This is a genomic window from Streptomyces sp. NPDC096324 (genome assembly GCF_044763015.1).
Taxonomy (GTDB): domain Bacteria; phylum Actinomycetota; class Actinomycetes; order Streptomycetales; family Streptomycetaceae; genus Streptomyces.
Map to the genome: position 1 here is coordinate 41,135 of NZ_JBIWFK010000017.1, position 26,237 is coordinate 67,371.

Consider the following 26,237-nt stretch of genomic DNA (forward strand, 5'->3'; position numbering starts at 1 on the left):
GGTAGGCGCGGGGTGCTCGGCGTGGTCGGATCGGCGGCTGGAGGTGTAGAGGCGCTGCGTACTGGCCTTGTCGAGCCAGCGATGACGCGAGGCTGGCAGGTGGCTGTCACCCTGACGCCGACTGCTGGTCAGTGGCTGCGGATGAGCGGCGAGGTTGACCGGCTGGAAAAGCTCACCGGCCTGCCTGTGCGTGACGAACCGCGTCTGCCTGGTGAGGCTCGACCGCATCCAGCGGTCGACTGCTACGCGGTCGCTCCTGCTTCGGCCAACATGGTTGCCAAGCTCGCGGTCGGCCTGATGGACAACCAGGCTCTGACCCAGGTTGGTGAGGCTATCGGCACCCTCGATCTACCAGTTGTCGTCTTCCCGCGCGTGAACGCGGCGCATGCTCGCCATCCCGCGTGGCAGGGCCACGTGGACGTCCTCGTTGCCGGGGGAGTTCGTATCGTCTATGGCCCCGATGTCTGGCCGTTGTACGAGCCAAGGGAAGCGCCGGCCGGACGGGAACTGCCGTGGGCGGCCGTTCTGGATGCCGTGGACGCAGCCACTCTCTGACGTCTCGTCAACCTGTCTGACCTGCATGAGAAGAGGACCCGGACACTCTGTCCGGGTCCTCGCCTGCTGAGGGCCGCATGCTCGTGGGCATGCCAGGGATCAACGATCGGATCGGTGAGTTAGGAGGCTTAACTCCTGCGGAACTTGCCGTGATTGAAGCGAGTTTGAGCAAGGCGCGCGCCACGGCAGAGCAGCTGGTGAGGCGTGCGGATGAACTCACTGCGAGGGTGGAGTCTCGTCGCCGACAAGGTGTTCCAGGCGGTCCAGCCGCTCACCGAGCAGGCGAAGTGCGTCATGAATCGAGCTGAGCTCTGCCGCGAGGGCGGTGAACGCCGGACTACTGCCTGGCTCGGTCCCGAGCGGCAGCGATGGGTCGCGGACGAACGTTCCGCGGCCCTGTTGAGTGAGAACCAGCCCCTCGTCGCGGAGTTGGCCATACGCGCTCTGCACAGTCATGAGCTGCACGCCGAGGTCTTTGGCAAGTTTGCGAGCGGCGGGGAGCTGATCTCCCGGGTCGTATCCGGGGCGCGGTCCCGTGATCTTCTCGCGGAATTCCGCAGCGATCTCCTTGGCCGTGGGTGCCTGCCTGTGCGCGTCTGGGCTCTGCTCCATAGGTCCGAGAGTAGCTGGACCTAGGTCAATCTCCGGTTCTCGGGCCGACCCTGTTGACAGTCAGATTGACATAGGTCAATCTGAAATTGCGACGCCGGGACTCCCCAGCAAGGTCGCCCGACGTCGCGGCCCTCCCTGCTCCTTCGACCCTGGAGAACGTCCATGCGCACATACGTAGGCCATCAACAGGCGGTTTCCGCTGATGACTTCGTAGAACTCGCCCTTGGCACCCCGGTTGAGCTGTGGCTCGGGGTAGAGGGCGAGACGGACGAAGAGCGCGCGGCTCGCTTGGATGCGGCGCGCGACATCCTCGCCGATAACCCGGAGCTGCCCGACGACGTGAGCCGGATCGCCGCTGAGGCGATCGAGGCGTACGCACCGGAGCTGTTCAACGTCGTCCCGCTGACCCGTCCCGCCGGCCGTCGCCCGGTGCGCAAGGGGGCGGCGGCATGAGCGAGGATCCGAACTTCCAGGACCGCATGTTCCTGGAGAGCGAGGCCGTCTACCAGCGCATCCTCGACGGCCAGGTCGGAGACGTGGAAGCCGAACTGATGGAGGCCCAGCTCCGGGCATCGCAGGACGGTGAGAGCGCATGAGCGCGCCGGAGACCATCGGGCGTCGGGCCGTGCCGCCGTTGACGACGCCGGAACTGTGGCTGTTAGGCGCGGTCGCCTTCCTTGCGGCCGGGGTCGGCGGCCTGGGCTTGGCCTCTTCCTTCGAGGCGGTGTCCGCAGCCGGAGCGCGCTGGGGGTTCGCTTCCCCGTGGATGCTGCCCGTGGGCATCGACACGGCGATCCCGGTGTTCACCGCGGCGTTCCTGCTGCTGATCCGTACCGACATGCCGCTGGGCTGGGTGCGGTTCGTTCCGTGGGCGCTGACCGGGGTGACGTGCTGGCTGAACATCGCGGCCGGGCACTCGCTGTCCGCGAAGCTCGCGCACGGCACGATGCCGCTGCTGTGGGTGGTCCTGTCCGAGGTGGCCGCGCACGTCTACGCCTCCCGGATCGGCGCCGTCACCGGCCGGCGGATGGAGAAGATCCGCCGCTCTCGCTGGCTGCTCGCCCCGCTGTCGACGTTCGCCCTGTGGCGCCGCATGACGCTGTGGGAGGTCACCTCGTACGCGGACGCGCTGGGGCGCGAGCGTGAGCGGCAGTTGGCCCGCGCGGAGCTGCGCGAGCGGTTCGGCTGGCGGTGGCGTTCCAAGACGCCGCGGCCGGAGCGGGTGTTGTTGAAGCTGGGTGAGCTGGCCCCGGCCGGTGACGACCTGTCGCCTGTTCTGCCGCAGGACCCTGAGCCGCCGCAGCAGGAGACGTCCAAGCTGCCGCGCAAGCGCACCGCCAAGCCGAAGACCAAGACCGGCAAGGCGCCGCGGACTCCCGCTGAGCTGCTCGCCGAGGCGCGCGAGGCTACGGCTGGATGGGCGGACGACGCGATCAACGCTGAAGCGATCCGCACCACGCTGCACTGCTCGGCCGCGAACTCCCGCGTGCTGCGGGACCTGCTGCTCAGTGAGCGCGCGGACGGCCAGCGCCTGCACCCCATTGACAGCACCGACGACGGCGAGCGCGGCGAGGGGGCGGCAGCATGAGCACCCCGGCCACCGTCCTGCTCTCCGCACTGGCCCCGGCCGCGGGCTGGGCTGTCCACGCCTGGAGGCTGCGGGCCCGTCTCGACACGGCACGGCGTGACCCGCTGACCGGCTTACGGACCCGCGACGGATTCACCCGCCGCGCCACCGTCCTGCTCAAGGACCCGCGCGCGGTGGTGGTGCTGGCCGACGTGGACCGCTTCAAGCAGATCAACGACACCCACGGGCATGCGGCCGGGGACGCGCTGTTGAAGGCGACCGCCGACCGGCTCACCCACTACGTCCAAGAGTCCGGTGTGGCTGGGCGGCTCGGGGGAGATGAGTTCGCCGCCGTCGTCATCGATGACCACGGCACCGCGGGCGACTTGCTCGCTGTCCTGCACGGCGTGCTCGGCCGCCCGGTCGACGGCCAGGACCCGGCCATGCGGACCACGGTCTCGCTCGGCTGGGTACGTGCCGCGGACTTCCCTGACGATGACCTGTCGGGGCTCCTGCGGCGCGCTGATGAGGCGATGTACGCGGCCAAGCAGGCCCGCGCCGGAATGCGCCGGGCCGGGCTGGGTCGGCTGTTCGCCACCGTCACCGGACGGCGCGCCGGCCGGACCGGCGCCCGCACCGACGCGCCGGTTGTCGGGGTGGCGGCCTGATGTCCACGGCCTTCGGCAAGTGCTACGACCCCAACGGCACCCGCTTCGGCGTTCCCACCTACCCGTGGCGTTTCGCCCCGGACGGCTACGCCACCCGCCGCCAGCTCCGGGACCGCGGGCTGAGGCCCGGCGGACAGCCGATCGCGGCGCAGGTGATGCGCCGCCATCGGGGCCGGAAGTCCGGGGTGCAGGTCGCCTACCTCTACCGCGTCGACCGGGCCCGCCCGGTGCGGCCGATGACCTCCCGCAAGTGGGGCGCGCTCGCCCTGGCGATGCTCGCCCGCCGCACCTGCCCGCAGTGCCAGTTGGACGCCGGATACGTCATCCCGACCTCGCTCGGAGCCTGCGTGTCCTGCGCCTACCTCGAGGAACAGCGCGCTGCATGACCAGCACGGCGGGCCCGACTGCCCACCTCCTACAGCGACGGCCGGGCCCGCCCTTTCCCTCCCGAGAGAAGGAACTGTCAGTGAAACACCCCGACGAGGACAACGAACTCTTCAACCGGCTCGAAGCCGAAATGACCGACCCCGTCGCCCCGTCCGGGGGCGAGGTGGTCGACCTCGGCAAGGCCCGCACTGCGCGTGGCGAGTCGACCGACCCGAGCCCCGACCAGTCGGCCGACTCCCGGCCGTCGCAGTCGGCCGACCCGGAGCCGACCGAGTCGGCCGACGGACGGCCGACCCTGGTCGACAGCACGGTGCCGACCGTGTCCGGGCCCGGCGTCATCGACCGGATCAAGAACTCCAAGCGGCTGGACGTCTTCCCGGCCTGGCTCAAGTCGGCCGCGGAGTTTCGGGAAGCGCTCGGCTGGCTGGCCGGGCACGCCTGGCACACCGTCGCCTTCCACGCGGTCCGCGTCCCGTTCGTCTACCTGCCCAAACTGATCTGGCGAGCCCCGCGCGGCGCCCTCAACTCGCTGGGCAGGGTGGGCCGCTGGTCCGTGGACGCCGAGGGTGAGGCGCTGCGGCAGTACACGGCTACGAACGAGCAGGTCGACGAGTACCTGAAGCTCTCCCGGCAGCGGGACCGGCGCGTGAGGCTGCGGATGATCCTCACCGTCCTCGGTTCCCTGTTCGCCCTGGGCATGGCTCTGTTCCTGGTCTATGGCGCGGAGCCGGTGACGCAGGTCATCGCCGCCGCGGTGGCGGTGCTCGGCTTCGGGTTGGCCGGGGCGCCGGCGGATGCTCCGCTGGCGACGCGGGCGGTCGTCAAGACCGAGGTGCAGAAGCTGACCAGCGACATCGTGGTCAAGGCCATGGCTTCCATCGGCATCGGCCAGATTGCTTCCGCGGTCGCCAAGGGCAAGGACGGCATTCAGTTCGCCGCTCCCATCACCCGCGAGGGCCCCGGCTGGCGCGCGGACATCGACCTGCCGCTCGGCGTCACGGTCGCGGACGTGGCCGACCGGCGGGCCCGACTGGCCTCCGGCCTGCGCAGGCCGCTCGGGTGCGTGTGGCCGGACGCCGACCCCAACGAGCACGAGGGACGCCTGATCCTGTGGGTGGGGGACCGGGACCTGTCCAAGACCGGCATCGTTAAGTGGCAGCTCGCAGGCGCCCGCAGGCACGACATCTTCAAGGGCATCCCGTTCGGCCTGGACCCGCGCGGCCGTGGCCAGTCGGTGCCGATGATCCAGCACAACGTGCTGATCGGCTCCCAGCCCGGCCAGGGCAAGACCGCCTCCGTCCGTGTCCTGGCCTGCGGGGCGGCACTGGACCCGTCGGTGGAAATGTGGCTGCACGAGCTGAAAGGCACCGGCGATGTCGACGCCCTCGCCTGCACCTGCCACCGGTTCGTCTCCGGCATCGACGACGACTCCATCAAGTACGCCGCCGACTCCCTCACCCTGCTGCGCGCCGAGGTCATGCGCCGCGCAGCCGCGATCAAGAAGCTGCCGCGGGACCTGTGCCCGGACAAGCGCATCACCCGCACCATCGCCGACAAGCGCTCGCTGAAGCTGTGGCCGCTGCTCGCCGTGTTCGACGAGTGCCAGAACCTTTTTGCCCACCCCAAGTACGGCAAACAGGCAGGTGAGGACGCCGAGTTCATCATCAAGCTCGGTCGCGCCCTCGGGGTGATCCTGATCCTGGCCACCCAGCGCCCGGACAAGGACTCGCTCCCGACGGGGATCAGCGGCAACGTGTCCATCCGCTTCTGCCTCCGCGTCGCCGGGCAGGTCGAGAACGACATGATCCTCGGTACGAGCGCGTACAGGAACGGCGTGCGCGCCACCGCGTTCCGACCGGAGATCGACGCAGGTAACGGCTACCTCGCCGGTGCCGGCCCCCTGCCGAGCGTGGTCCGCACCGCCTACCTCGACGACCCGGCCACCAACACCATCGCCCAGCGCGCCCTCGTCCTGCGCAAGGCCGAAGGCACCCTGTCCGGCCACGCGCTCGGTGAAGACGCCGAGAGCACCTCGGGTCCGTCGTACGACCTGCTCGCCGACGTCGCCGCGGTCGTCCCGACCTCGGAGAAGCGGGTGTGGAACGAGCGGATCGCCGCCCGGCTCGCGGAACTGCGACCGGAGATCTACGGCGGCTGGAAGGGCGAGAACGTCACCAGCGCGCTCAAGCCGCACGGCATCAAGACCACCGGCATCGCCGGGACCACCGACGACGGCGAGCGCACCACCCGCCGCGGAATCGTTCGCGACGACCTCACCACCGCGATTGCGGAGCGTGATGGAAACCGGGGCGCCGCCTAGCCCTGCACCACCGCTACCGGTAGCGGGTCCACCTGCTACCGGTAGCACCCCCGCTAGCACCCCAAACAGCACCCCACCTGTGATCTAGCGGATAGTACCCCACCTGCGAAAACCCCGGAAAACGGCCCGGAGGGACCCCGATGACCCCCATAGCCCTCACTGTCGCCTGCCTACTCGCCATCACACTCTGTTACGCGGCTCTGTGTGCGGGAAGCCCGTTCGGCACCTGCCGCAAGTGCAACGGCTTCGGCTTCGCCACCACCACCGACCGCAAGGGACGCCCCAAGCGAGGCAAGCACTGCCGCCGCTGCAAGGGCCGCGGCAAACGTGTCCGCGCTGGCCGATGGATCTACAACCGCGCCCAGCGGATCTACCGCGAAGGAACGCACTGACAGCGGACGCGAGACGGCCGACGGTGCCCGTCATGAGACGTACCCCGCTCTTTGCAGGAGCTAGGCGGGCGCAACCGTCGGCCAGCCGCCGAGGGCTGCCAGCACCCCGGGGCCCGACGCATCCAACCAACCCTCTCAGCGAACCGTCAAAGGAGATTCCCGCCGTGGCCGTCACCGTCTCGCTCGTGGCCCTGTTCGGACTCGTCCTGTTCTTCCTGCTGCGCTCCAAGTCCCTCGGCTACGGCGCCGCGTTCACCGCCGCCGGGTTCGGCTTCTTCCTCGCCTCCACCGGCGCCGCCGGACCCATCAACCAACTCGCCGTCGCCCTCATCGACGCCATCCCGCACTCGTGAGGAGTGGGCACGTGAAAGAACAGATCATCGCCCGGCACTGGCTCGCCATCATCGCGCCCAAAGCGGCGCCCGCCATCGCCACATCCACCGTGCTCATCCTGGCCCGCATCTGGAACGCCAACGGCGCCGAACACTCCACCGGCAACGCCGTGTTGATGACTGCGCTCTCGCTCGCCGCCGCGGCGGCCGGCGTGTGCGCGAGCATCGGCCGCGCCGGAGACCCCGTGATCGCCGGAACCGCGTTCGCCGCCTCCGGCGGACTCGCCCTCGCGGGCGTGGCCGGATACGCAGACAGCCCCTCGCTGCCGCTGCTGCTGTGGGTGCTCGCCACCGCCGTCGCGTACGGGCTCGCCGCGCGGTACTGGCGCGACGACCGCCGCACGCGAGTGGCGTACGAGCGGCACGTGAGCGACCGGCGCGAGGAACACGCCCACATCGAGCGCGTCGAAGCCCTGCGTGCCGGAGCGCAGATCGAGGTGGCCCGCACCGGCGCAGCCTATGCCGAACAGCTCGCCCAAGCCCTCATGACCCGCGCCGTCCTGCCCGGCTTCAACGTCAAGGCAGTCGAAGCCGCCGGACTGCCCGGACTCCCGTCCATCAGCACCGGCAAGGAGCACTAACCCATGTTCGAGATTCGCATCATCTGCGACCCGGCCGACAAGGATCGCGTCAGCGAGGCCCTCGCCGCCGCCTTCACCACCGGTCCGGCGCGCCAGCACCTCACCCGCGACGGCCAGCGCACCCGCCTCTACCTCACCGCCGACCACCGCTGCGAGGCGGAGCCGTGGCTGGCGCCGGAAGAGGCGTACGCGCTCGCGCCGGACATCGTCCGTGAGATCGGATGGACGCTGCAGACCGCCCGCGCCGTAGCGGCCGGCACCTACACGTCCCGCGAGTTCTGGCTTCGCAAGGCCGCTGTGCTGGACCGCATCGCCCTCCAGGACGAGAGCGAGGGCATTTCCACCGCCGCCGCAAACGCGGCCCGCAAGCTCATGGACTTTGACGAGGAACCGGTGCGCTGCGACCCGCGCGCCTACGTCCGTCAGCAGTACGCCACTTGGTCCAAACAGCAGCAGCGCACGCAGCTGGTAGCGGCGGGCCGTTGCCCGAACTGCCAGTGGCTGGAGCGTGACTGCAACTGCGCCGATCACCCCGGCGCCTAGCAACGCCGCGGCGGCGGTACTCCCCAGCAAGGTCGCCCGCCGCCGCGGTTCTCCCTGCCCATCCGAAGACAGAACAGGAGCATCCCAGCATGCCGTACCCGGACGGCTCTGCCCAGCTCACCGCCGCGCTTGACGCAGCGTCCCGTGACTGGCGCGTCTTCCCCCTTATCCGCGGCGACAAGCGCCCGGCCATCTCCGACTGGGAGACCCGCGCCACCACCGACCCGGACCGCATCACCCGCGCCTGGTCCGTCGCCGCCTTCAACGTCGGCATCGCCACCGGCCCCTCCGGCTTGATCGTCATCGACCTGGACAAGCCCAAGCACCCCGACGACACCCCGCCGGCCACTTGGGCCGAGCACGGCGTCACCGACGGCGCCGACGTCCTCGCCGTACTCTGCGGGCGCCACGGCCAGCCCTTCCCCACCGACACGTACACCGTCCGCACGTGGAGCGGCGGCATTCACTTGTACTTCCTCGCGCCTGAGGGCGAGCCCCTGCGCAACACCGCCGGGGACAGCGCCCGCGGGCTGGGCTGGAAGGTCGACACCCGTGCGTGGGGCGGACTCGTGGTCGGCGCGGGCAGCGCCTTTGCCGGCCACCCGTACGAGATCACGCACAACGCCACCGTGGCGCCCCTGCCGGGTTGGCTTGCCGAACTGCTGCGCCCGGAGCCGCTGCCCCCTCAGACACCCATCACGGTTGCCCTCTCTGGGCGCGGCCGGCGAACTGCCTTTCTCCGGTCCGCCGTCAACGGGGAAGTGGAGCGGGTTACCGACTCCGGACCGCACGAGCACAACAACGCGCTCTACGTCGCCGCAGTCGCCCTCGGACAGCTTGTCGCCGGAGGCGAGTTGCGCGAAGTCGAGGTCATCGGCTGGCTCCTCACTGCCGCGCTCCAGGTCGGCCAGGGCGAGCGTGAGGCGCGGCGCACCATCGCTTCCGGGTTCCGGGCCGGAGCCCGGCGCCCCCGGACGGTGGCGGCATGAGCGCCAACCCCATTCCGCCCCTGCACCTGTACTCCGTGCCCAGCGACACCGAGGCAGCCCCGGTCCCGCCGCCGAAGCGGGAGCGCCCGCGGACCGCATGGACGGCCGATCAGCTCATGGCTGCCAGCTTCCCCGAGCCGAAATGGGCCGTGCCCGGCATCCTGGCCGAGGGCGTCAGCCTGCTGGCCGGACCGCCCAAGGTCGGCAAATCCTGGCTCTCCCTTGGACTGGCGCTCGCGGTCGCCGCTGGAGGCCAGGCGTTCGATTCCGTGCCCGTCCAGGGCGGACCCGTGCTCTACCTCGCGCTGGAGGACACCCCGCGTCGCCTTCAGACCCGGATGGGCAAGCTCTTGGGCGGACAGCCGGCACCCGCCGGGCTGACCCTGGTCACCGAGTGCCCGCCCTTCCCTCAGGGCGGAACCGAAGCCGTCGCGCAGTGGTTGGACCGCAACCCTGACGCCCGCATGGTCGTCATCGACGTGTTCGCCAAGATGCGTGGACAGGCCCCGCAGGGCGTGTCGGCGTATGACGCGGACTATGTCTCCGTCGGCTACGGGAAGCGCCTCGCGGATCACTACGGCATCGCCGTCGTCCTGGTCCACCACGTCCGCAAGGCAGGCTCGGACGACTTCCTGACGGAGGTGTCCGGGACCAACGGCATCGCTGGCGCGGCAGACGCCACCCTCGTACTGAAGCGGGCCCGCGGGCAGGCAGATGGCATCCTGCACGTCACCGGCCGCGACGTGGACGAAGCCGAGTACGCCCTCAGCTTCCAAGCCGCCTCCGGTGCCTGGCACTTGCTGGATGGTCCGGTGTCCGACCACACCGTCGGCGACACCCGTGCCACGATCCTGCGCTACGTCCGTGCTCACCCCGGTGCGAAGCCGAAGGACATGGCGGGCGAGCTGACGAACGTCGACCTCGACACGATCCGGCGCACCTGCAACCGCATGGCCGACGCCGGGCAGCTCGCCAAAGACCCCAGCGGCCGGTACTACCCGGACACCGACACCCGGACACAGGGCGCCCAAGAAGTGTCCGCACTGTCCGGCTGTCCGGTTACAGCCTCTGACCAGCACGAACACCCCGGACAGGCGGAATTGGAGCTGTCCGGCCTGTCCGGTGCGGACAAAGCGGAAGGGATGGCGGAATGAGCGCCCGCACGGTCGACGAGAAGATGACTGTCAAGGAGGTCATCGATGATCTGAAGGTCGCCCCGTCGACCTTCTACCGGTGGCGCCAGCTCGGGAAGGGCCCCCGCGCGATCAAGCTCCCGAACGGTGATGTGCGGATCCGGCGGTCCGAGTACGAGCGCTGGCTTGCGGAGCGGGAGGACGCTGCGTGAGCACCGAGAACGACACCCGAACCGGGCGCCCTCGAGGGTCGGCCCGGCCGGGCTACTCTTTCGACGTCAAGCTCTGGAAGGTGTCCAAGACCGGCCGCAAGTCCCGCCCGTGGCGCCTGCGGTGGGTGGTCGCCGGACAGGTGCACAGCGACACTTTCACCACGGCCGCGCTCGCGGAGAGCCGGCGGTCGGAGCTCTGGCAAGCCATGAACCGGCGCGGTGAGGCGTTCGAGATCGCATCGGGCCTGCCGGAGTCCGAGGTGCGCTCGGCAGCGGAAGCAGCCGAAGCGGCCCGGGCCGAACCGCTGTTGCGGTGGTTCGAGTTCTGCCGGAAGTACGTGGCCGGGCGGTGGCGTACGAGCGCGGCCAAGACCCGTGAGGGTATGGCGGACGGGCTCGCCGCCGTGACCCTCGCCATGGTCAAACGCGGAAAGGAAGCTCCCTCGGATGAGTACCTGCGGTTGGCATTCCGATGGGGGATCGTGCCCGCGAACGAGGGGGTGAATCCGCCGGCTGATCTTAAGAGCTCGTACGACTGGCTCACCACGGCGGGCCGGCCAGTCGTGGACCTGTTTGACACCGAGGTTTTCGAGGACGTGCTGTACCGCCTCAGCTACAAGCTGGACGGCATGCCTGCGGCGGGCGACACGTACAAGCGGCGGCGCCGTGTCCTGAACACCGCCCTCGAACACGCCGTTGCCATGGGGGAGCTACCTGAGAACCCTCTACAGCGGGTCCGCCGGAAGCACATCGGTTCCAACGCCGTCGTTGACCGGCGTGTCCTTGTGAACGCAGTCCAGGCCCGCCAGTTACTCACCGCCGTCTCCTACGTCGGATCGTGGGATCGGTGCCGTGGGCGGCGTCTGGTGGCCTTCTACGCCGTGCTGTACTACGCCGGGCTACGCCCTGCTGAAGCGGCCGGGCTTCGGTTGTGGGATTGCCACCTCCCAGAGACGGGTTGGGGCACGCTGACGCTGCGGGAGACGAGACCCGTCTCCGGTAAGCAGTGGACCGACTCCGGGGAGCGCCACGACCGTCGGGGTCTCAAGGCGCGGGAGGCAAGCACTGATCGGCCGGTCCCGATTCCGCCTGTGCTGGTCGCGATCCTCCAGAGGCACCTAAATGAGTTCGGTACGGCGAGAGAGGGACGCGTCTTCGGTAACGAGCGTGGGGGAGTAGTCGGCTCATCCACCTACTGGCGGGTGTGGGAAGAGGCGCGGGAGTACGCGCTCCCCCCGGAGCGCGTTTCCTCGCCTTTGGCTGGGCGTCCGTACGACCTGCGGCACGCGTGTATCACACGCTGGTTGAACGCGGGGGTACCGATTGCTGAGGTGGCCCACCGGGTTGGCAATTCCCCGGAGGTGATCCACCGCCGCTACCACGGTTGCATTGACGGGCACGAGGAAGCAGCCAACGAAAAGATCTCGAAGGCTCTGGAGGCGGAAGGGGATCCCATCTGACACGGTGACGAATTACGGTAATCGAGTAATGTGGATTTCCGTAATTCGTCGACTTCATCCCGCTTGGACTACGGCTTGCACTTTCGGGCCCAGCCAAGCCAATTCGGGGTGATTCTTGATGCGCTCGAATAGGGCCTCAGGGGCTCCCGTTTCGCGCAGCATGCACAAAATGTAGAGCCAATAAAGAGACTCGGCTAGAAAGTACTTCGCGCCTCCTCCTTGGTCTGGTCGCTTGCCGAGGTGATGGCCGATGTCATTCCGGTTGGACGCTGCGACGACGGACCAGGATTCCGAGTCTCCAACCAGGGTACTGAAAGGATCTCCAGCTAGCTCGCGGCAGTGCTTCAGGGCCCCGAGGAGCTTTACGTTCTTGTTGCCGATGCGGGCCCTCGCGAACGCTTCGATAGCCGTTGCGCGATGAAACAGGCGGTCTTCAACGAAGAGGCCCTTGCGGTATCGACTTGCCATCACCCTGCCGAGGGTGCTGCGATGGCGATTGACTGTCTCCATCCACTTTGCAACGCCTTCGATCCCACCCAAATCATCGAAGGTGAAGAACATGTCCGACGGGTGAATCTTCCCAGGCTTCTTGCTCGAATCTCGTGGGATCCACTCAGTAAAGAAGCCAATTGGCATTCGGTGTTGAGAGCCATCCGAACCGAGTGCAACGTCCGGGTGCGAGAAGGTGAATTCGTCGTACTCGGCGACGCGACCTGTAGCGATGCTGACCAAGTCTTGCATGTCGCTCGCATATTCGATGGCGAGTGAAGTTGAAGTCAACTTGGGGAATTCGAAGGAATATACGCAAGATTCACGCAGTGATTGTTCTGTTCCCGTGTGTGGTGCTGAGCCGACACGATGCTGAATCTTTAGAGAAACGCCGTCAGATAGCTTCGCGGTGTGATCGGGTTGCTTATGTACTTGCAGCGACGCGAAGGGCATTCCTGCTTCCTGCTCCTGGATGCCATGGTGCTGGATAGTGATCCCTTGGTGCCCTACCCATTGAGTCAGATATCGCAGGTTTACCGTGACGCGATCGGCGTTCGGTTCATCCGGCTCGGTGTAGTGGACGCCCCTAAATACCTGATGGACGTGAATCTTCTCAGTCTCTCCGCCTGGCGAGAAGAGAGAGCCCTTGTAACTCTTTTGGTAACAGTCCTCGAGATGGTATTGCTTCCCATCTGCGAGACCGTGAATGCGTTCGTAGGTTTCATCATGGGAGCCGCGTGCTGAGGTGAATGAGCCGATCAGGCGCAGTTCTGATCCAGAGTCTGGGGAGTGCGAAAGAATCCCCGCCACCTTCTGGTCTTCGTGGTCCGGGAGCCACCACAGCCCTTCTGCTTCGAAGGTGCGCAAGCTCTCTGGCATGGAAGCCTCCACGAAGGTGACGAGACGGGGGGTGAGCCTCGCTCTGGTTCTTGATGACAGCAGGCTCTCGGTGGCGCTATGCGCCCTATGGGACCAGTGCGTGCCATGTCAGGTTTGAAAGAGACTAGGAACCCAGGAGTTGTGCAGCAACCAATTTGAACGGTCCCGCAGAGGGGCCTGTCGGCATCTGCCGCGGCAGCAAGAGTGTGTCGGAGGTGTGTCGCGAACGCTGAGAGGCAACGAGAGAGGGCGGGAGTCAGTGAGACTGACTCCCGCCCTCTTCTCTCGGCATCCGCCCTGGTCAGCGCTTAATTTCTGCTGTTCCTAGGCGAGTGCCCCCGGCAGGATTCGAACCTGCGCACACGGCTCCGGAGGCCGTTGCTCTATCCCCTGAGCTACGGGGGCGTGTCGGGCGCTTTGTGTGCGGCGACGGGTAGAACCCTACCAGCTCTTTCCGGGGTGATCGCCACGCCTTTTGGTCGGGGGCGGATGGTGTTGCGGGGGCGGCAGGGAGGGGTGAGGGGTGAGTGAGGGAGTAGGGGTGGAGGCCGGCACCGGTGGTGGGGGTGGGGTCGGCTCGGGGGCGGGGCCGCACGGGGTGGAAGTGGGGAAAACCCGGACGCGGCGGTGGGCGCGGACCTACTCTCGATGTGTGCCAGGCGTGTCCGGGCGGGTGCTTGTTGTGGACGACAACAAGGTCATCCGGCAACTGATCAGGGTCAACCTCGAGCTGGAGGGTCTCGAGGTCGTGACCGCGGCTGACGGTGCCGAGTGTCTGGACGTCATCCATCAGGTTCGGCCCGATGTCGTCACCCTCGACGTCGTGATGCCCCGGCTCGACGGTCTGCGTACCGCCGCTCGCCTGCGGGCCGATCCCCGGACCCGGAATCTTCCCCTCGCCATCGTCAGCGCCTGTACGCAGTACGAGGTCGAGAGCGGGCTCGACGTCGGTGTCGACGCCTTTCTCGCCAAGCCCTTCGAGCCGTCCGAACTCGTCCGTCTTGTAAGGCAGTTGATGGAAGGGCGCGATCCGGGTGAGGGCGCCGGTGGGAGCGCCGGTGGCGCCGTCGAGGAGACCGAGCGCGCGGGGCGCACCGGGCATCATTGAGTCGCGTCACCTAGTGGGTCGGCGCCAGGCTTCTGGGAGTCCGTCACCGAGTGGGCGGGCGTCAGGCTTCACCGAGTGGGCGGGCACCGGTTATCGCGGGCACCGGTCATCAATGAGTCGCGCCGTCACGTCGTAAGCGTCGTAAGCACCGGTCCCGCTCACTGAGCCGTGTCGTCACCTGTCGCCTCGGCCGTCCGTATCGGGCTGCTCGGCCGTCCGTCGAGCGGTCCGGGTGAGGTCGGCCGTCACTCATTCACACATACGCCGGACCGGCGGGTTCATCCGTTCGTGCGCGCCGCGCCCTGGTCGTCTTCCACTTGGACCTCTTCCACTGCTCCGCACATTCACGGATTCCGGCTCAGCCGCCGATATGCCCTTGCTTCGCCCCGGCCCGGCTCGTCGATCGCGGTTCGACCGTGCGCCGGTCGTGCGTCGGTGGTCCCGGCTCGGGCCGGCTCAAGAGCATCGGCATCCCGACCGACCCCAGCGGCCGCAACCGCAAGCCGCGCTCCGCCGAGCGCCCCGGGCGGCCGCGGCCGCAACCCGCGCCGCGCTCCACCGACCGCCGCCCCCCGGCAGCCCGCAGCCGCAACCCCAACCGCGCCCCGCCGAGCGCCCCCGACTGCCACAACCACAAGCCGCACTCCACCGACCGCCCCCGCAGCCCCTCCGGCACCGACACCCCCGGCAACCGCCCCCCGGCACCCCCGACAGCCGCCCCCGCGCCTCCCCCCGGCACCGACACCCCCGACAACCGCCCCCGCGGCCCCCGGCAACCGCACCCACCCCCCGCCCCCCCCCGTCCACATCCCGGACCATCCCCCAAACCGGCTCGCTTTCCCACCCCCCTCCTCCCCTAGGCTTGTCCCGTGACTCCCGTCGAGCTCTCCCGTACCGTGCTGCGCGCGGTGCGTCGTGCTGTCGACGTGGGGGAACTGGGTGGTGTCTCCGTGCCCGAGAGGGTCGTTGTCGCGGCGCCGGGGCCCGGGGGGTGCGGGGACTACGCGAGCAACGTCGCGCTCCGGCTGGCCGGGCAGGCTCGGCGGCCGGCGCTCGAAGTCGCCGAGACCCTGCGGACCTACATCGCGCGGGAACCCGGCGTCGCCGACGTGACCGTCACCGGACCGGGGTTCCTCAACATCACCCTCGCGGGTGGCGCCTCCGCCGATCTGGTGGAGGCGGTGCTGGAGCAGGGCACGCGGTACGGGCACGGCGACTCCCTGACCGGGCAGGTCGTCGAGCTGCGCGTGCCGTACGACACGCGGGCCGAGATCGTCGCCGACACCCTCGTACGGATCGTCGCCACCCAGGGCGGCCGTGCCGAGGTCCGGCACTCCGAGCCCGTGAATCTCCGGCCCGTGCCCGCGCCCGAGGACCCCGCCCCCCTCGGTCACGACGCCGCCCGCTGGGCGCTGCTCCATCCCGCGCCGCACGACCGGCCCCGGATCAGCGCCGACCACCTCCTCCAGCGCGAGAGCAACCCTCTCTTCCGCGTCCGCTACGCCCACGCCCGCACCCGGGCCCTCCACCGCAACGCCGCCACCCTCGGCTTCACCGGTGACTCCAGGGGCCCCGACCCCACCCCCGCCCCCGGCGAAGCCGATCTCCTCGCCGCCCTGGCCGAGTATCCGCATGCCCTGCGTCTCGCCGCGCGGCATCGGGCGCCCGACCGGCTGGCGCGGCAGCTCGTCTTGACCGCTGACGCGCTCCTCGGTTTTCAGCACGCCGTGCTGCCGCTCGGCGACGAGAAACCCTCGGCCGCCCACCGTGCCCGGCTCGCGCTCGCCGAAGCCGCCGGGGCGGTGCTGGCCGGCGGCCTGTCCCTGCTCGGCATCAGCGCACCCGAATACCTTTGACGAAGTAGAGAGCACCGCAGACATGAGCCGTTCCGCACACCCCGCCGGCCCCCGTCACGCCGACGTCCTGCCCGAGGGCCACTACAGCGCCCCGCCCGCCGACCTCAACGCCCTCGACCCGAAGGTGTGGTCGCACACCGTCAGCCGTACGGAAGACGGTGTCGTGAGTGTCGGGGGACTCGAAGTCACCGCGCTGGCCGAGGAGTTCGGCACTCCCGCGTACTTCCTCGACGAGAGCGACTTCCGGGAGCGGGCGCGGGCCTGGCGCACCGCGTTCGGGCACGACGCCGACGTCTTCTACGCGGGCAAGGCCTTCCTCTCGCGAGCCGTCGTACGGTGGCTGCACGAGGAGGGGCTGAACCTGGACGTGTGTTCCGGGGGTGAGCTGGCGACCGCCCTGTCGGCCGGGATGCCCGCCGACCGCATCGCCTTCCACGGCAACAACAAGTCCGAGCACGAGATCCGTACGGCCGTCGAGGCCGGCGTCGGGCGGATCGTGCTCGACTCCTTCCAGGAGATCGTGCGGGTCGCGCACATCGCGCAGTCCCTGGGCACGCGGCAGCGGGTGCAGATCCGGGTGACGGTGGGCGTCGAGGCGCACACGCACGAGTTCATCGCCACCGCGCACGAGGACCAGAAGTTCGGGATCGCGCTCGCCGACGGGCAGGCCGCCGAAGCCGTACGGCGGGCACTCGCGCTCGACGCGCTCGAACTCGTCGGGATCCACTCGCACATCGGCTCGCAGATCTTCGACATGGCCGGCTTCGAGGTCGCCGCCCGGCGCGTCGTCGCGCTGCTGGCCGCCGTGCGCGACGAGCACGGCGTCGAGCTGCCCGAGATCGACCTCGGCGGCGGTCTCGGCATCGCGTACACCAGCGACGACGACCCGCGCGAGCCGCACGAGATCGCCAAGGCGCTGAGCGAGATCGTGACCCGTGAGTGCGAGGCCGCGAAGCTGCGTACGCCGCGGATCTCCGTGGAGCCGGGGCGCGCCATCGTCGGCCCGACCGCGTTCACGCTGTACGAGGTCGGCACGATCAAGCCGCTCGACGGGCTGCGCACCTACGTCTCGGTGGACGGCGGCATGTCCGACAACATCCGCACCGCGCTGTACGACGCCGAGTACAGCGTCGCCCTCGTCTCGCGCACCTCCGACGCCGAGCCGATGCTCGCGCGCGTCGTCGGCAAGCACTGCGAGAGCGGGGACATCGTGGTCAAGGACGCATTCCTGCCGGCCGACCTCGCGCCGGGCGACCTGATCGCGGTGCCGGCCACCGGCGCGTACTGCCGGTCCATGGCCAGCAACTACAACCACGCCCTGCGCCCGCCCGTCGTCGCCGTGAAGGACGGCGTGGCGCGCGTGATCGTCCGCCGTGAGACGGAGGAGGACCTCCTGCGTCTCGACGTCGGGTGACGTCGGGCGACAACGGGTGACGTCAGGTGATCGGATGGACCGGATCCGGCGGGTGCGGACCGGGACGGAAGATCTCCTGTCGTCACCTACCAGAAAAATGAAATGGACGTCTCACGATCCGGACGAAGGGTAGAAACTCCCGTCCGGTGAGTGAGACTGGTCCAACCGAAGACGGTATGAGGAAACGAGGTCGGATGATGCGTACGCGTCCGCTGAAGGTGGCGCTGCTGGGCTGCGGGGTTGTCGGCTCAGAGGTGGCGCGCATCATGACGACGCACGCCGACGACCTCACGGCGAGGATCGGCGCCCCCGTCGAGCTCGCCGGGGTCGCCGTCCGCAGGCCCTCCAAGGTGCGCGCGGGCATCGACCCCGACCTGATCACCACCGACGCCACCGCTCTCGTCAAACGCGGGGACATCGACGTGGTCGTCGAGGTCATCGGCGGCATCGAGCCCGCTCGCACACTGATCACCACCGCGTTCGAGCACGGCGCCTCCGTCGTCTCCGCGAACAAGGCGCTGCTCGCCCAGGACGGAGCCGCCCTGCACGCGGCCGCCGAGGAGCACGGCAAGGACCTCTACTACGAGGCCGCCGTCGCCGGCGCCATCCCGCTGATCCGGCCGCTGCGCGAGTCCCTCGCCGGCGACAAGATCAACCGGGTGATGGGCATCGTCAACGGCACCACCAACTTCATCCTCGACAAGATGGACTCCACGGGGGCGGGCTACCAGGAGGCCCTCGACGAGGCCACCGCGCTCGGGTACGCCGAGGCCGACCCCACCGCCGACGTCGAGGCGTTCGACGCGGCCGCCAAGGCCGCCATCCTCGCCGGGATCGCCTTCCACACGCGGGTGCGCCTCGACGACGTCTACCGCGAGGGCATGACCGAGGTCACCGCCGCCGACTTCGCCTCGGCGCGGGGGATGGGCTGCACCATCAAGCTGCTCGCCATCTGTGAGCGGGCCGCCGACGGGGGCTCGGTGACGGCGCGCGTCCATCCCGCGATGATTCCGCTGACCCACCCCCTCGCCTCCGTGCGCGGCGCGTACAACGCCGTGTTCGTCGAGTCGGAGGCCGCCGGCCAGCTCATGTTCTACGGGCCGGGCGCCGGCGGCGCCCCGACCGCGTCCGCCGTCCTCGGCGACCTGGTTGCCGTCTGCCGCAACAGGCTCGGCGGTGCGACCGGCCCCGGCGACTCCGCGTACGCGCAGCTCCCCGTCTCGCCCATGGGCGAGGTCGTCACGCGGTACCACATCAGCCTCGACGTGGCCGACAAGCCCGGTGTTCTCGCCCAGGTCGCCACCGTCTTCGCCGAGCACGGGGTGTCCATCGACACCGTGCGCCAGTCGGGCAAGGACGGTGAGGCCTCCCTCGTCGTCGTCACCCATCGCGCTTCCGACGCGTCCCTCGCCGGTACCGTCGAGGCGCTGCGCGGCCTCGACACCGTGCGGGGTGTCTCCAGCATCATGCGGGTTGAAGGAGAGTAACCAGCAATGACCCACCAGTGGCGCGGAATCATCGAGGAGTACCGGGACCGGCTTCCGGTGTCCGACAGCACGCCGGTCGTGTCGCTCCGCGAGGGCGGTACGCCGCTCGTGCCCGCGCAGGTGCTCTCCGAGCGCACGGGCTGCGAGGTCCACCTCAAGGTGGAGGGTGCCAACCCGACCGGGTCCTTCAAGGACCGCGGAATGACCATGGCCATCACGCGGGCGAAGGAGGAGGGCGCGAAGGCCGTCATCTGTGCCTCCACCGGCAACACGTCGGCGAGCGCCGCCGCCTACGCCGTACGGGCCGGGATGGTGTGCGCCGTCCTGGTGCCGCAGGGCAAGATCGCGCTCGGCAAGATGGGCCAGGCCCTCATCCACGGTGCCAAGATCCTCCAGGTCGACGGCAACTTCGACGACTGCCTGACGCTGGCGCGCTCGCTGTCCGACAACTACCCGGTGGCGCTGGTCAATTCGGTGAACCCGGTGCGTATCGAGGGCCAGAAGACCGCCGCCTTCGAGATCGTGGACATGCTCGGCGACGCGCCCGACATCCATGTCCTTCCGGTGGGCAACGCGGGCAACATCACCGCCTACTGGAAGGGGTACAGGGAGTACGCCGCCGACGGTGTCGCCGGGAAGACTCCGCGCATGTGGGGGTACCAGGCGTCCGGCTCCGCGCCCATCGTGCGCGGCGAGGTCGTCAAGGACCCGTCGACCGTCGCCACCGCGATCCGGATCGGCAACCCGGCCTCGTGGCAGTTCGCGCTGGCCGCGCGGGACGAGTCGGGCGGCCTCATCGACGAGGTGACGGACCGTGAGATCCTGCGCGCCTACCGGCTGTTGGCGGCGCAGGAGGGTGTCTTCGTCGAGCCCGCGTCCGCCGCGTCCGTCGCCGGTCTGCTGAAGGCCGCCGAGCAGGGCAAGGTCGACCCGGGTCAGCGCATCGTCTGCACCGTCACCGGCAACGGCCTCAAGGACCCCGACTGGGCCGTCGCGGGCGCTCCGCAGCCGGTCACGGTCCCGGTGGACGCGGCGACGGCGGCGGAACGGCTCGGCCTGGCGTAGGTCCGGTCCGGGTCCGGGTCCGGTGCGGTTGTGGTCCAGAACCGGTCCCGTCCGAGTCGAGGGCGGGTCCGGTCCGGGTTCAGGGCCGGTCCGGTCCGAGTCCAAGGTCGGTCCGATCCGAGTTCAGGGCGGGTCCAGCGCTGGTTCAGGGCGGGTCCAGCCTTGGTTCAGGACCGGTCCGGTCGCGGTTCAGGGCCGGTTCGGCTCAAGGTCGGAGCCGTCCGGCCCAGGGACGGGACCTGCCCGGTCCAAGGGCAGGACACCGCTCCGGCGGGCGTGACGACAGGTCCCGACCGGCGTGACGCCGGGCTCGGAATGGCGGGAACTCCGGCCATTTCTGGCGGGAATCCGTCGGTGACGGACAGGCCGGCGGTGACGCGCGCGGGTGGGGCCGGTGGCCCCGCCCGGAGCGGCGGGGGCCGGTTCAACCGTGAGGAACTCGCCGCGAACGGGCGGGAAACCGGCGGAAAGCCGACGGAAACCGTTCGCTCGCGGGGGTCATCCCCATGCCGACCCGACGGGGGGTGCACGAGGGGCTTACGACACGCATCGTGCGCCTCCTGTGCGCCCTATGTCGCCACAGAACCTTCCTTCGATAGGCTGTACCGAACCCGCCCGCCGCATATGCCGCGGTGCCGCGCGGTCATCGCGGACCCCGGGTCCACGTGCCCGTCCGTCGTGGTTCATCTCGCAGTTCCTCGTCAATCTCGTACATCACGCAGCTCAAGGAGAGTCATCGAGCGATGGCCGGTCCAGCGTTCCGCGCCGCCGCCGTCCGGGTGCGCGTCCCCGCCACCAGTGCCAACCTCGGCCCGGGTTTCGACGCCTTCGGCCTGTCACTGGGGCTCTATGACGACGTGGTCGTCCGGGTGGCCGACTCAGGACTGCACATCGACATCGCGGGTGAGGGCAGCGAGACGCTGCCGCGCGACGAGAAGCATCTCCTCGTACGTTCCCTGCGCACCGCCTTCGACCTGCTCGGCGGACAGCCGCGCGGCCTCGAGATCGTGTGCGCCAACCGCATTCCGCACGGCCGGGGTCTCGGCTCCTCGTCGGCCGCCATCTGCGCCGGCATCGTCGCCGCGCGCGCGGTGACCATAGGCGGGGACAGCAGGCTCGACGACACCGCGCTCCTGGAGCTCGCGACCGAGATCGAGGGGCACCCCGACAACGTCGCGGCCTGTCTGCTCGGCGGATTCGCGCTCTCCTGGATGGAGTCGGGCGCCGCGCGCGCCATCAGGATGGACCCCGCGGACTCCATCGTTCCGGTGGTCTTCGTCCCCGGAAAGCCCGTGCTCACGGAGACCGCGCGCGGTCTGCTGCCGCGCACCGTCCCGCATGTCGACGCCGCCGCCAACGCGGGCCGCGCCGCACTGCTCGTCGAGGCTCTGACGCGGCGCCCCGAGCTGCTGCTGCCCGCCACCGAGGACCGGCTGCACCAGGATTACCGCGCACCGGCGATGCCGGAGAGCGCCGCGCTCGTCGAGCGTCTGCGCGCCGACGGCATCCCGGCTGTGATCTCCGGCGCGGGACCCACGGTCCTCGCGCTCGCGGACCGCGCGTCGGCCGACAAGGTGGCCGATCTCGCAGGTCAGGGCTGGGCCGCCAACCGTCTTGACCTCGACGCACAGGGGGCGTGCGTGCTGCCCCTGGCACCTGTCGAGGTCGATTGACGACGCACGGTTGCCGGATTTGGAGAGGGGGAATGTTTGTTGGATCCGGTAGTGTTAACCTCAAGTCTGCACCCGACCCCACCATGGCGAGGTGCTTCGCGTCCCTGTCCGGGACACCCATTCTTCCGGGAGCCTCCCAAACTGCTACGTGCCTTGCATTGGGTGCTATGCGCTGAGCAGTGCTGAGCACGCTCCGGAACCGGCGTGACCGAGCCGATGACACCGAACCTCAGTGCCACGGCTCAGGAATCGTCATCACCAGCAATGTCTTCCGCCGCTTAGGCGGACCACCGCCCCGGCACGGTCCACACAGCAAGGGCCAATGCCGGACAGCACAACCGGTCGCCGAGCCAGACAGGCCGACGTCCGCTCCAGGGAAGGACCCTTCGTGAGCGACACCACCGATCTGATGGGCGCACGTGTCGAGGAGACCGCTGCCGCGCCCGCCACGGACGCCTCCGCGCCTGCCACCGGTGCCGGCTCCAGGCGACGCCGCGGTACCGGCCTCGAGGGCATGGTGCTGGCCGAGCTGCAGCAGGTCGCGTCCGGCCTCGGTATCAGGGGCACCGCGCGGATGCGCAAGAGCCAGCTGATCGAGGTCATCAAGGAGGCCCAGGCCGGAGGGGGTGCCCCGGCCAAGGCCGCGTCCGACGACGCCGCCGAGACCAAGCCGAAGCGCCGCGCCACCTCCAAGGCCCGTACGGGTGACGAGTCCGCCGCCCCGGCCGCGGACAAGGCCGAGAAGGCCGCCGAGAAGGCCGTGGCCCAGCAGCAGATCGAGATCCCCGGCCAGCCGGCCGGCGGTCCGTCCCGCACGGGCGAGGCCGACCGCGGGGCGGACGACGCCCCCGCCGAGCGCCGCCGTCGCCGTGCCACCGCCGAGGCGGGCAGCCCCGAGGCGGTCACCGCCGAGGCGAAGAGCGAGTCGAAGGCCGAGACGCAGGGCGACGCCGAGGGCGCCGAAGGCCGTCGTGAGCGGCGCGACCGCCGTGACCGCGACCGGGGCGGCCGTGACCGCGACCGCCGTCCGGCCAAGGGTGACGAGCAGCAGGGCGGCCAGGGTGCCGGCCAGCAGCGCCCGGACCGTCAGGAGCGCCAGGACCGCCCCGACCGTCAGCAGCAGGGCGGCAGCCGTCAGGACCGTCAGCAGCCCCGTGACAACGCCCCGCGTGACAACGGTCCGCGTGACAACGGCCCGCAGGACGACGACGACTTCGAGGGCGGCCGCCGCGGCCGGCGTGGCCGTTACCGGGACCGCCGTGGCCGTCGTGGACGCGACGAGATCGCCGAGCCGCAGGTCGCCGACGACGACGTGCTGATCCCCGTCGCGGGCATCCTCGACATCCTCGACAACTACGCGTTCATCCGTACGTCGGGCTACCTGCCGGGTCCCAACGACGTGTACGTCTCCCTCGCCCAGGTCCGCAAGAACGGTCTGCGCAAGGGTGACCATGTCACCGGCGCGGTCCGTCAGCCCAAGGACGGTGAGCGCCGCGAGAAGTTCAACGCGCTCGTGCGCCTGGACTCGACCAACGGCATGGCCCCCGACTCCGGTCGCGGCCGGCCGGAGTTCAACAAGCTCACGCCGCTGTACCCGCAGGACCGGCTCCGTCTGGAGACCGACCCGGGTGTGCTGACGACGCGCATCATCGACCTCGTCGCGCCGATCGGAAAGGGCCAGCGCGGTCTGATCGTGGCCCCGCCGAAGACCGGCAAGACCATGATCATGCAGGCGATCGCCAACGCGATCACGCACAACAACCCCGAGTGCCACCTGATGGTCGTCCTGGTCGACGAGCGTCCGGAAGAGGTCACCGACATGCAGCGGTCGGTCAAGGGCGAGGTCATCTCCTCGACCTTCGACCGTCCGGCAGAGGACCACACCACGGTCGCCGAGCTCGCCATCGAGCGTGCCAAGCGTCTGGTGGAGCTGGGCCACGACGTCGTCGTGCTGCTCGACTCGATCACGCGTCTGGGCCGTGCGTACAACCTCGCCGCCCCGGCCTCCGGCCGCATCCTGTCCGGTGGTGTCGACTCGACCGCGCTGTACCCGCCGAAGCGCTTCTTCGGTGCCGCGCGCAACATCGAGGACGGCGGCTCGCTGACCATCCTGGCCACCGCGCTCGTCGACACCGGCTCGCGCATGGACGAGGTCATCTTCGAGGAGTTCAAGGGCACCGGCAACGCCGAGCTCAAGCTCGACCGGAAGCTCGCCGACAAGCGTGTCTTCCCGGCGGTGGACGTCGACGCGTCCGGTACCCGTAAGGAAGAGCTGCTGCTCGGCAGCGACGAGCTCGCCATCACCTGGAAGCTGCGTCGCGTGCTCCACGCGCTCGACCAGCAGCAGGCGATCGAGCTGCTGCTCGACAAGATGAAGCAGACGAAGTCGAACGCCGAGTTCCTGCTCCAGATCCAGAAGACGACGCCGTCGCCGGGCAACAACAACGACTGACGTCTTCGCGACCGAGGTCGTTCGCGACCGGAGTTCGCAGGGCAGAAACCGCAAAGGGCCGCCCCCGTCACCCAGGTGACGGGGGCGGCCCTTTGCGCTGTTCGGCACACGTGTACGATCGCGCCCTTGAACAACTGCTGAAGCAGATCTGAACTCTTATCTCTGAGGGGGGACTTGAGTGGATACGTCCACGTCCGGAGGCGGTAGGCACAGACGCCGCATACGGATCGCCGTTCCGTTCGCCGCGGCGGGCCTCGCCGCGGTGGTCGCCGGCGCGCTTCTGATGTCGTCCGCGAACGCCGCGCCCAGCGCGACGCCGCCGACTCCGACCGTGCGGCCCACCCACTCGACGCCGTCCCAGGCCACGCTGGAGAAGCGTGTGGCGGACGCCGTCGCCGGTGACGACATCGCGGGCCGGACGACTCGGAAGGCGTCCCTGAGCGCCGGAACGAACACGGCGAGGGTCGACCCGAAGATCATCGGTGGTACGACGACCACCATCTCCACGGCCCCGTGGATGGCGCAGCTCTGGTACTCCGACAGGAACGCCGGCATCGGCTTCTTCTGCGGCGGTTCCGTCGTGGCGCCGACGAAGATCCTCACGGCCGCGCACTGCGTCAAGGGCTACGACTGGAAGGCCCACGGCGCCGTCGTCACCGGCACGGCCCAGCTCGCGAGCGGCAGCACGCTGCCGTCGGGAGCCACGGTCAGCGCTCCCTGGCGCCAGTGGAACCACCCGTCGTACAGCTCGACGACCATCGACAACGACATCGCGATCATCACGCTGGCGAACCCCGTCAGCGCGAAGCCGATCCGCATGACGACGTCGGGCGACACCGCGTCGTACGCGTCCGGCACCAAGGCCACGCTCTACGGCTGGGGCCGCACCACCTCCACCACGCAGGACATCTCCCCGGCGCTGAAGACGGCAACGCTGCCGATCAACTCCGACGCCACCTGCAGGACCACGTACGGCACCGACTTCGTCGCGGGCCACATGGTCTGCGCGGGCACCAAGGCGACCGGCACCGACGCCGGCACCACCACGGCCTGCAACGGTGACTCGGGCGGCCCGCTGATCGTGAACGGCCGCATCGTCGGTGTCGTCTCCTGGGGTGTCGAGGACTGCGTCGCGAAGGGCGCGTACAGCGTCTTCTCGAAGGTCACCACCTACGCCGGCGCCGCCTACCCGCGCGTCGAGGACACCAACCTGAGCGGCGACCACAAGGCCGACCTGTGGGTCCGCAACTCGTCGACCAAGACGGGTTACTCGAAGGACTCCAAGGGCACCTCGTTCGCCGCGCGCGTCTCGTGGGGCGGCTGGGCCGGCGTCAACACCGTCGTCCAGGCGGACCTGAACCGTGACGGCTACCAGGACCTCGTGGTGCGCGACAGCGCCAGCGGAGACATCTTCTGGATGCACTACGTGAAGTCGATCGACGACTGGTCGACGGACAAGATCTTCACCAACTGGAAGGCCCGCACCCGCATCATCGCCCCCGGCGACATCACCGGCGACGGCCTGCCCGACCTTCTCTCCGTCGACTCCACCGGAGCGATGTGGGAGTACCCGGGCAAGGGCAACGGCACCTTCTCCGCGCGGATCCAGGTCCGCACCGGCTGGAACCAGTACAACTCCATCCGCGGGCACGGTGACTTCACCGGCGACGGCAAGCCCGACCTGATCGCGCGCAGCAGCTCCGGCTCGTACGTCTACCTGTACAAGGGCACCGGCAAGACCGGCAGCGACGCCTTCTCCAGCCGCATCAAGGTGCGCACGTGGGCCGGCTACGACGCCTTCGACGCGCCCGGTGACGTGACCGGCGACGGCAAGGCCGACTTCCTCGCCCGCACCCCCGGCGGCACGCTCTACCTGTACCCCGGGACCGGAAAGGCCACCAGCGAGATCTTTGCCACAAGGATCTCGGTAGGTACCGATTTCAAGCAGTACGACATCTTCGGCTGACATCGCAGGTGAGCAGGGTTCTCCCCGCTCCGGCCGA

General features: G+C 69.4%; 25 protein-coding genes and 1 tRNA gene. 23 read left to right on the plus strand and 3 right to left on the minus strand.

Translation table 11 applies throughout. The features are described from left to right. Positions 1–12 precede the first annotated feature (12 nt). On the plus strand, positions 13–555 hold the full coding sequence (locus ACIQ7M_RS34745) for a flavoprotein (protein WP_403651656.1): 543 nt from the start codon (positions 13–15) through the stop codon (positions 553–555). Positions 556–771: 216 nt separating this feature from the next. Here ACIQ7M_RS34745 and ACIQ7M_RS34750 read toward each other — a convergent pair whose 3' ends face one another. Further along, a complete protein-coding gene (locus ACIQ7M_RS34750) occupies positions 772–1,167 on the minus strand; it encodes a GntR family transcriptional regulator (RefSeq protein ID WP_389856306.1) in 396 nt (131 codons plus the stop codon). A gap of 162 nt (positions 1,168–1,329) precedes the next feature. On the opposite strand from ACIQ7M_RS34750, the gene ACIQ7M_RS34755 reads away from it, so the two are divergent. The 14 genes from ACIQ7M_RS34755 to ACIQ7M_RS34820 all read left to right on the plus strand — a co-directional run bounded on the left by ACIQ7M_RS34755 (position 1,330) and on the right by ACIQ7M_RS34820 (position 11,811). Beyond that, positions 1,330–1,620 (plus strand): hypothetical protein, encoded by a 291-nt coding sequence (locus tag ACIQ7M_RS34755; RefSeq protein WP_403651659.1) that lies wholly within the window; start codon positions 1,330–1,332, stop codon positions 1,618–1,620. Further along, the gene (locus ACIQ7M_RS34760; protein WP_385630728.1) at positions 1,617–1,763 is read left to right on the plus strand and encodes a hypothetical protein; all 147 of its coding nucleotides are present in this window, start codon (positions 1,617–1,619) and stop codon (positions 1,761–1,763) included. The genes ACIQ7M_RS34755 and ACIQ7M_RS34760 overlap by 4 nt, the downstream gene beginning before the upstream one ends. After that, a complete protein-coding gene (locus tag ACIQ7M_RS34765; RefSeq protein WP_403651662.1) occupies positions 1,760–2,755 on the plus strand; it encodes a DUF2637 domain-containing protein in 996 nt (331 codons plus the stop codon). Before ACIQ7M_RS34760 ends, ACIQ7M_RS34765 begins: the two co-directional genes overlap by 4 nt. After that, positions 2,752–3,402 carry a GGDEF domain-containing protein gene (locus tag ACIQ7M_RS34770; protein WP_403651665.1) on the plus strand — a complete coding sequence of 217 codons (651 nt, stop codon included), beginning with the start codon at positions 2,752–2,754 and terminating at the stop codon, positions 3,400–3,402. The genes ACIQ7M_RS34765 and ACIQ7M_RS34770 overlap by 4 nt, the downstream gene beginning before the upstream one ends. Then, on the plus strand, positions 3,402–3,788 hold the full coding sequence (locus tag ACIQ7M_RS34775; protein ID WP_403651668.1) for an RRQRL motif-containing zinc-binding protein: 387 nt from the start codon (positions 3,402–3,404) through the stop codon (positions 3,786–3,788). The genes ACIQ7M_RS34770 and ACIQ7M_RS34775 overlap by 1 nt, the downstream gene beginning before the upstream one ends. Positions 3,789–3,868: 80 nt before the next feature. After that, positions 3,869–6,109, plus strand: a complete 2,241-nt coding sequence (locus ACIQ7M_RS34780) for a cell division protein FtsK (protein ID WP_403651671.1) — start codon at positions 3,869–3,871, stop codon at positions 6,107–6,109. A 140-nt stretch (positions 6,110–6,249) separates the two neighbouring features. Next, on the plus strand, positions 6,250–6,501 hold the full coding sequence (locus ACIQ7M_RS34785; RefSeq protein WP_403651674.1) for a hypothetical protein: 252 nt from the start codon (positions 6,250–6,252) through the stop codon (positions 6,499–6,501). Between the two features lie 164 nt (positions 6,502–6,665). Continuing rightward, positions 6,666–6,854 carry a hypothetical protein gene (locus ACIQ7M_RS34790; RefSeq protein ID WP_403651677.1) on the plus strand — a complete coding sequence of 63 codons (189 nt, stop codon included), beginning with the start codon at positions 6,666–6,668 and terminating at the stop codon, positions 6,852–6,854. Between the two features lie 11 nt (positions 6,855–6,865). Continuing rightward, positions 6,866–7,474 (plus strand): hypothetical protein, encoded by a 609-nt coding sequence (locus ACIQ7M_RS34795; RefSeq protein WP_403651680.1) that lies wholly within the window; start codon positions 6,866–6,868, stop codon positions 7,472–7,474. Between the two features lie 3 nt (positions 7,475–7,477). Then, positions 7,478–8,017: a hypothetical protein gene (locus tag ACIQ7M_RS34800; protein ID WP_403651683.1), complete on the plus strand. Its 540-nt coding sequence runs from the start codon at positions 7,478–7,480 to the stop codon at positions 8,015–8,017. Between the two features lie 89 nt (positions 8,018–8,106). Continuing rightward, positions 8,107–9,006 carry a bifunctional DNA primase/polymerase gene (locus ACIQ7M_RS34805; protein WP_403651686.1) on the plus strand — a complete coding sequence of 300 codons (900 nt, stop codon included), beginning with the start codon at positions 8,107–8,109 and terminating at the stop codon, positions 9,004–9,006. After that, complete coding sequence (locus tag ACIQ7M_RS34810; RefSeq protein WP_403651689.1) at positions 9,003–10,160, plus strand: AAA family ATPase; 1,158 nt, start codon at positions 9,003–9,005, stop codon at positions 10,158–10,160. The genes ACIQ7M_RS34805 and ACIQ7M_RS34810 overlap by 4 nt, the downstream gene beginning before the upstream one ends. Next, the gene (locus tag ACIQ7M_RS34815; protein ID WP_403651692.1) at positions 10,157–10,351 is read left to right on the plus strand and encodes a helix-turn-helix transcriptional regulator; all 195 of its coding nucleotides are present in this window, start codon (positions 10,157–10,159) and stop codon (positions 10,349–10,351) included. The genes ACIQ7M_RS34810 and ACIQ7M_RS34815 overlap by 4 nt, the downstream gene beginning before the upstream one ends. Next, a complete protein-coding gene (locus ACIQ7M_RS34820) occupies positions 10,348–11,811 on the plus strand; it encodes a tyrosine-type recombinase/integrase (protein WP_403651695.1) in 1,464 nt (487 codons plus the stop codon). The genes ACIQ7M_RS34815 and ACIQ7M_RS34820 overlap by 4 nt, the downstream gene beginning before the upstream one ends. Before the next feature lie 54 nt (positions 11,812–11,865). Here ACIQ7M_RS34820 and ACIQ7M_RS34825 read toward each other — a convergent pair whose 3' ends face one another. Beyond that, entirely contained in the window at positions 11,866–13,179 is a 1,314-nt protein-coding gene (locus tag ACIQ7M_RS34825; protein WP_403651698.1) for a hypothetical protein, read from the minus strand. A gap of 333 nt (positions 13,180–13,512) precedes the next feature. Then, positions 13,513–13,584 (minus strand) — tRNA-Arg (locus ACIQ7M_RS34830). Positions 13,585–13,783: 199 nt separating this feature from the next. On the opposite strand from ACIQ7M_RS34830, the gene ACIQ7M_RS34835 reads away from it, so the two are divergent. The 8 genes from ACIQ7M_RS34835 (at position 13,784) to ACIQ7M_RS34870 (ending at position 26,200) form a co-directional block, all read left to right on the plus strand. Then, positions 13,784–14,287, plus strand: a complete 504-nt coding sequence (locus ACIQ7M_RS34835) for a response regulator (RefSeq protein WP_355760560.1) — start codon at positions 13,784–13,786, stop codon at positions 14,285–14,287. Positions 14,288–15,156: 869 nt separating this feature from the next. Next, the gene (gene nrtL / locus ACIQ7M_RS34840) at positions 15,157–16,143 is read left to right on the plus strand and encodes an ArgS-related anticodon-binding protein NrtL (RefSeq protein ID WP_403651701.1); all 987 of its coding nucleotides are present in this window, start codon (positions 15,157–15,159) and stop codon (positions 16,141–16,143) included. 22 nt (positions 16,144–16,165) lie between these two features. Then, positions 16,166–17,557 (plus strand): diaminopimelate decarboxylase, encoded by a 1,392-nt coding sequence (gene lysA / locus ACIQ7M_RS34845; protein WP_355760519.1) that lies wholly within the window; start codon positions 16,166–16,168, stop codon positions 17,555–17,557. 194 nt (positions 17,558–17,751) lie between these two features. After that, a complete protein-coding gene (locus tag ACIQ7M_RS34850) occupies positions 17,752–19,044 on the plus strand; it encodes a homoserine dehydrogenase (protein ID WP_389846876.1) in 1,293 nt (430 codons plus the stop codon). A 6-nt stretch (positions 19,045–19,050) separates the two neighbouring features. After that, positions 19,051–20,109 carry a threonine synthase gene (thrC, locus tag ACIQ7M_RS34855; RefSeq protein WP_355760513.1) on the plus strand — a complete coding sequence of 353 codons (1,059 nt, stop codon included), beginning with the start codon at positions 19,051–19,053 and terminating at the stop codon, positions 20,107–20,109. Positions 20,110–20,852: 743 nt separating this feature from the next. Beyond that, positions 20,853–21,782, plus strand: coding sequence for a homoserine kinase (thrB, locus tag ACIQ7M_RS34860; RefSeq protein ID WP_355760510.1), 930 nt, complete (start codon positions 20,853–20,855; stop codon positions 21,780–21,782). A gap of 388 nt (positions 21,783–22,170) precedes the next feature. After that, entirely contained in the window at positions 22,171–24,234 is a 2,064-nt protein-coding gene (gene rho, locus ACIQ7M_RS34865) for a transcription termination factor Rho (protein WP_403651706.1), read from the plus strand. Positions 24,235–24,412: 178 nt separating this feature from the next. Then, positions 24,413–26,200, plus strand: coding sequence for a trypsin-like serine protease (locus ACIQ7M_RS34870; protein WP_403651709.1), 1,788 nt, complete (start codon positions 24,413–24,415; stop codon positions 26,198–26,200). Positions 26,201–26,237 lie beyond the last annotated feature (37 nt).

Excerpts from the sequence above, each read along its gene's own strand:
- ACIQ7M_RS34760 (WP_385630728.1), top strand. The coding sequence starts at position 1,617 with ATGAGCGAGGATCCGAACTTCCAGGACCGCATGTTCCTGGAGAGCGAG.
- ACIQ7M_RS34800 (WP_403651683.1), top strand. The coding sequence starts at position 7,478 with ATGTTCGAGATTCGCATCATCTGCGACCCGGCCGACAAGGATCGCGTC.
- ACIQ7M_RS34750 (WP_389856306.1), bottom strand. The coding sequence starts at position 1,167 with ATGGAGCAGAGCCCAGACGCGCACAGGCAGGCACCCACGGCCAAGGAG.
- ACIQ7M_RS34755 (WP_403651659.1), top strand. The coding sequence starts at position 1,330 with ATGCGCACATACGTAGGCCATCAACAGGCGGTTTCCGCTGATGACTTC.
- ACIQ7M_RS34805 (WP_403651686.1), top strand. The coding sequence starts at position 8,107 with ATGCCGTACCCGGACGGCTCTGCCCAGCTCACCGCCGCGCTTGACGCA.
- ACIQ7M_RS34775 (WP_403651668.1), top strand. The coding sequence starts at position 3,402 with ATGTCCACGGCCTTCGGCAAGTGCTACGACCCCAACGGCACCCGCTTC.
- thrC (WP_355760513.1), top strand. The coding sequence starts at position 19,051 with ATGACCCACCAGTGGCGCGGAATCATCGAGGAGTACCGGGACCGGCTT.
- lysA (WP_355760519.1), top strand. The coding sequence starts at position 16,166 with ATGAGCCGTTCCGCACACCCCGCCGGCCCCCGTCACGCCGACGTCCTG.
- ACIQ7M_RS34765 (WP_403651662.1), top strand. The coding sequence starts at position 1,760 with ATGAGCGCGCCGGAGACCATCGGGCGTCGGGCCGTGCCGCCGTTGACG.
- ACIQ7M_RS34785 (WP_403651674.1), top strand. The coding sequence starts at position 6,250 with ATGACCCCCATAGCCCTCACTGTCGCCTGCCTACTCGCCATCACACTC.
- ACIQ7M_RS34770 (WP_403651665.1), top strand. The coding sequence starts at position 2,752 with ATGAGCACCCCGGCCACCGTCCTGCTCTCCGCACTGGCCCCGGCCGCG.
- ACIQ7M_RS34850 (WP_389846876.1), top strand. The coding sequence starts at position 17,752 with ATGATGCGTACGCGTCCGCTGAAGGTGGCGCTGCTGGGCTGCGGGGTT.
- thrB (WP_355760510.1), top strand. The coding sequence starts at position 20,853 with ATGGCCGGTCCAGCGTTCCGCGCCGCCGCCGTCCGGGTGCGCGTCCCC.
- ACIQ7M_RS34825 (WP_403651698.1), bottom strand. The coding sequence starts at position 13,179 with ATGCCAGAGAGCTTGCGCACCTTCGAAGCAGAAGGGCTGTGGTGGCTC.
- ACIQ7M_RS34815 (WP_403651692.1), top strand. The coding sequence starts at position 10,157 with ATGAGCGCCCGCACGGTCGACGAGAAGATGACTGTCAAGGAGGTCATC.
- ACIQ7M_RS34810 (WP_403651689.1), top strand. The coding sequence starts at position 9,003 with ATGAGCGCCAACCCCATTCCGCCCCTGCACCTGTACTCCGTGCCCAGC.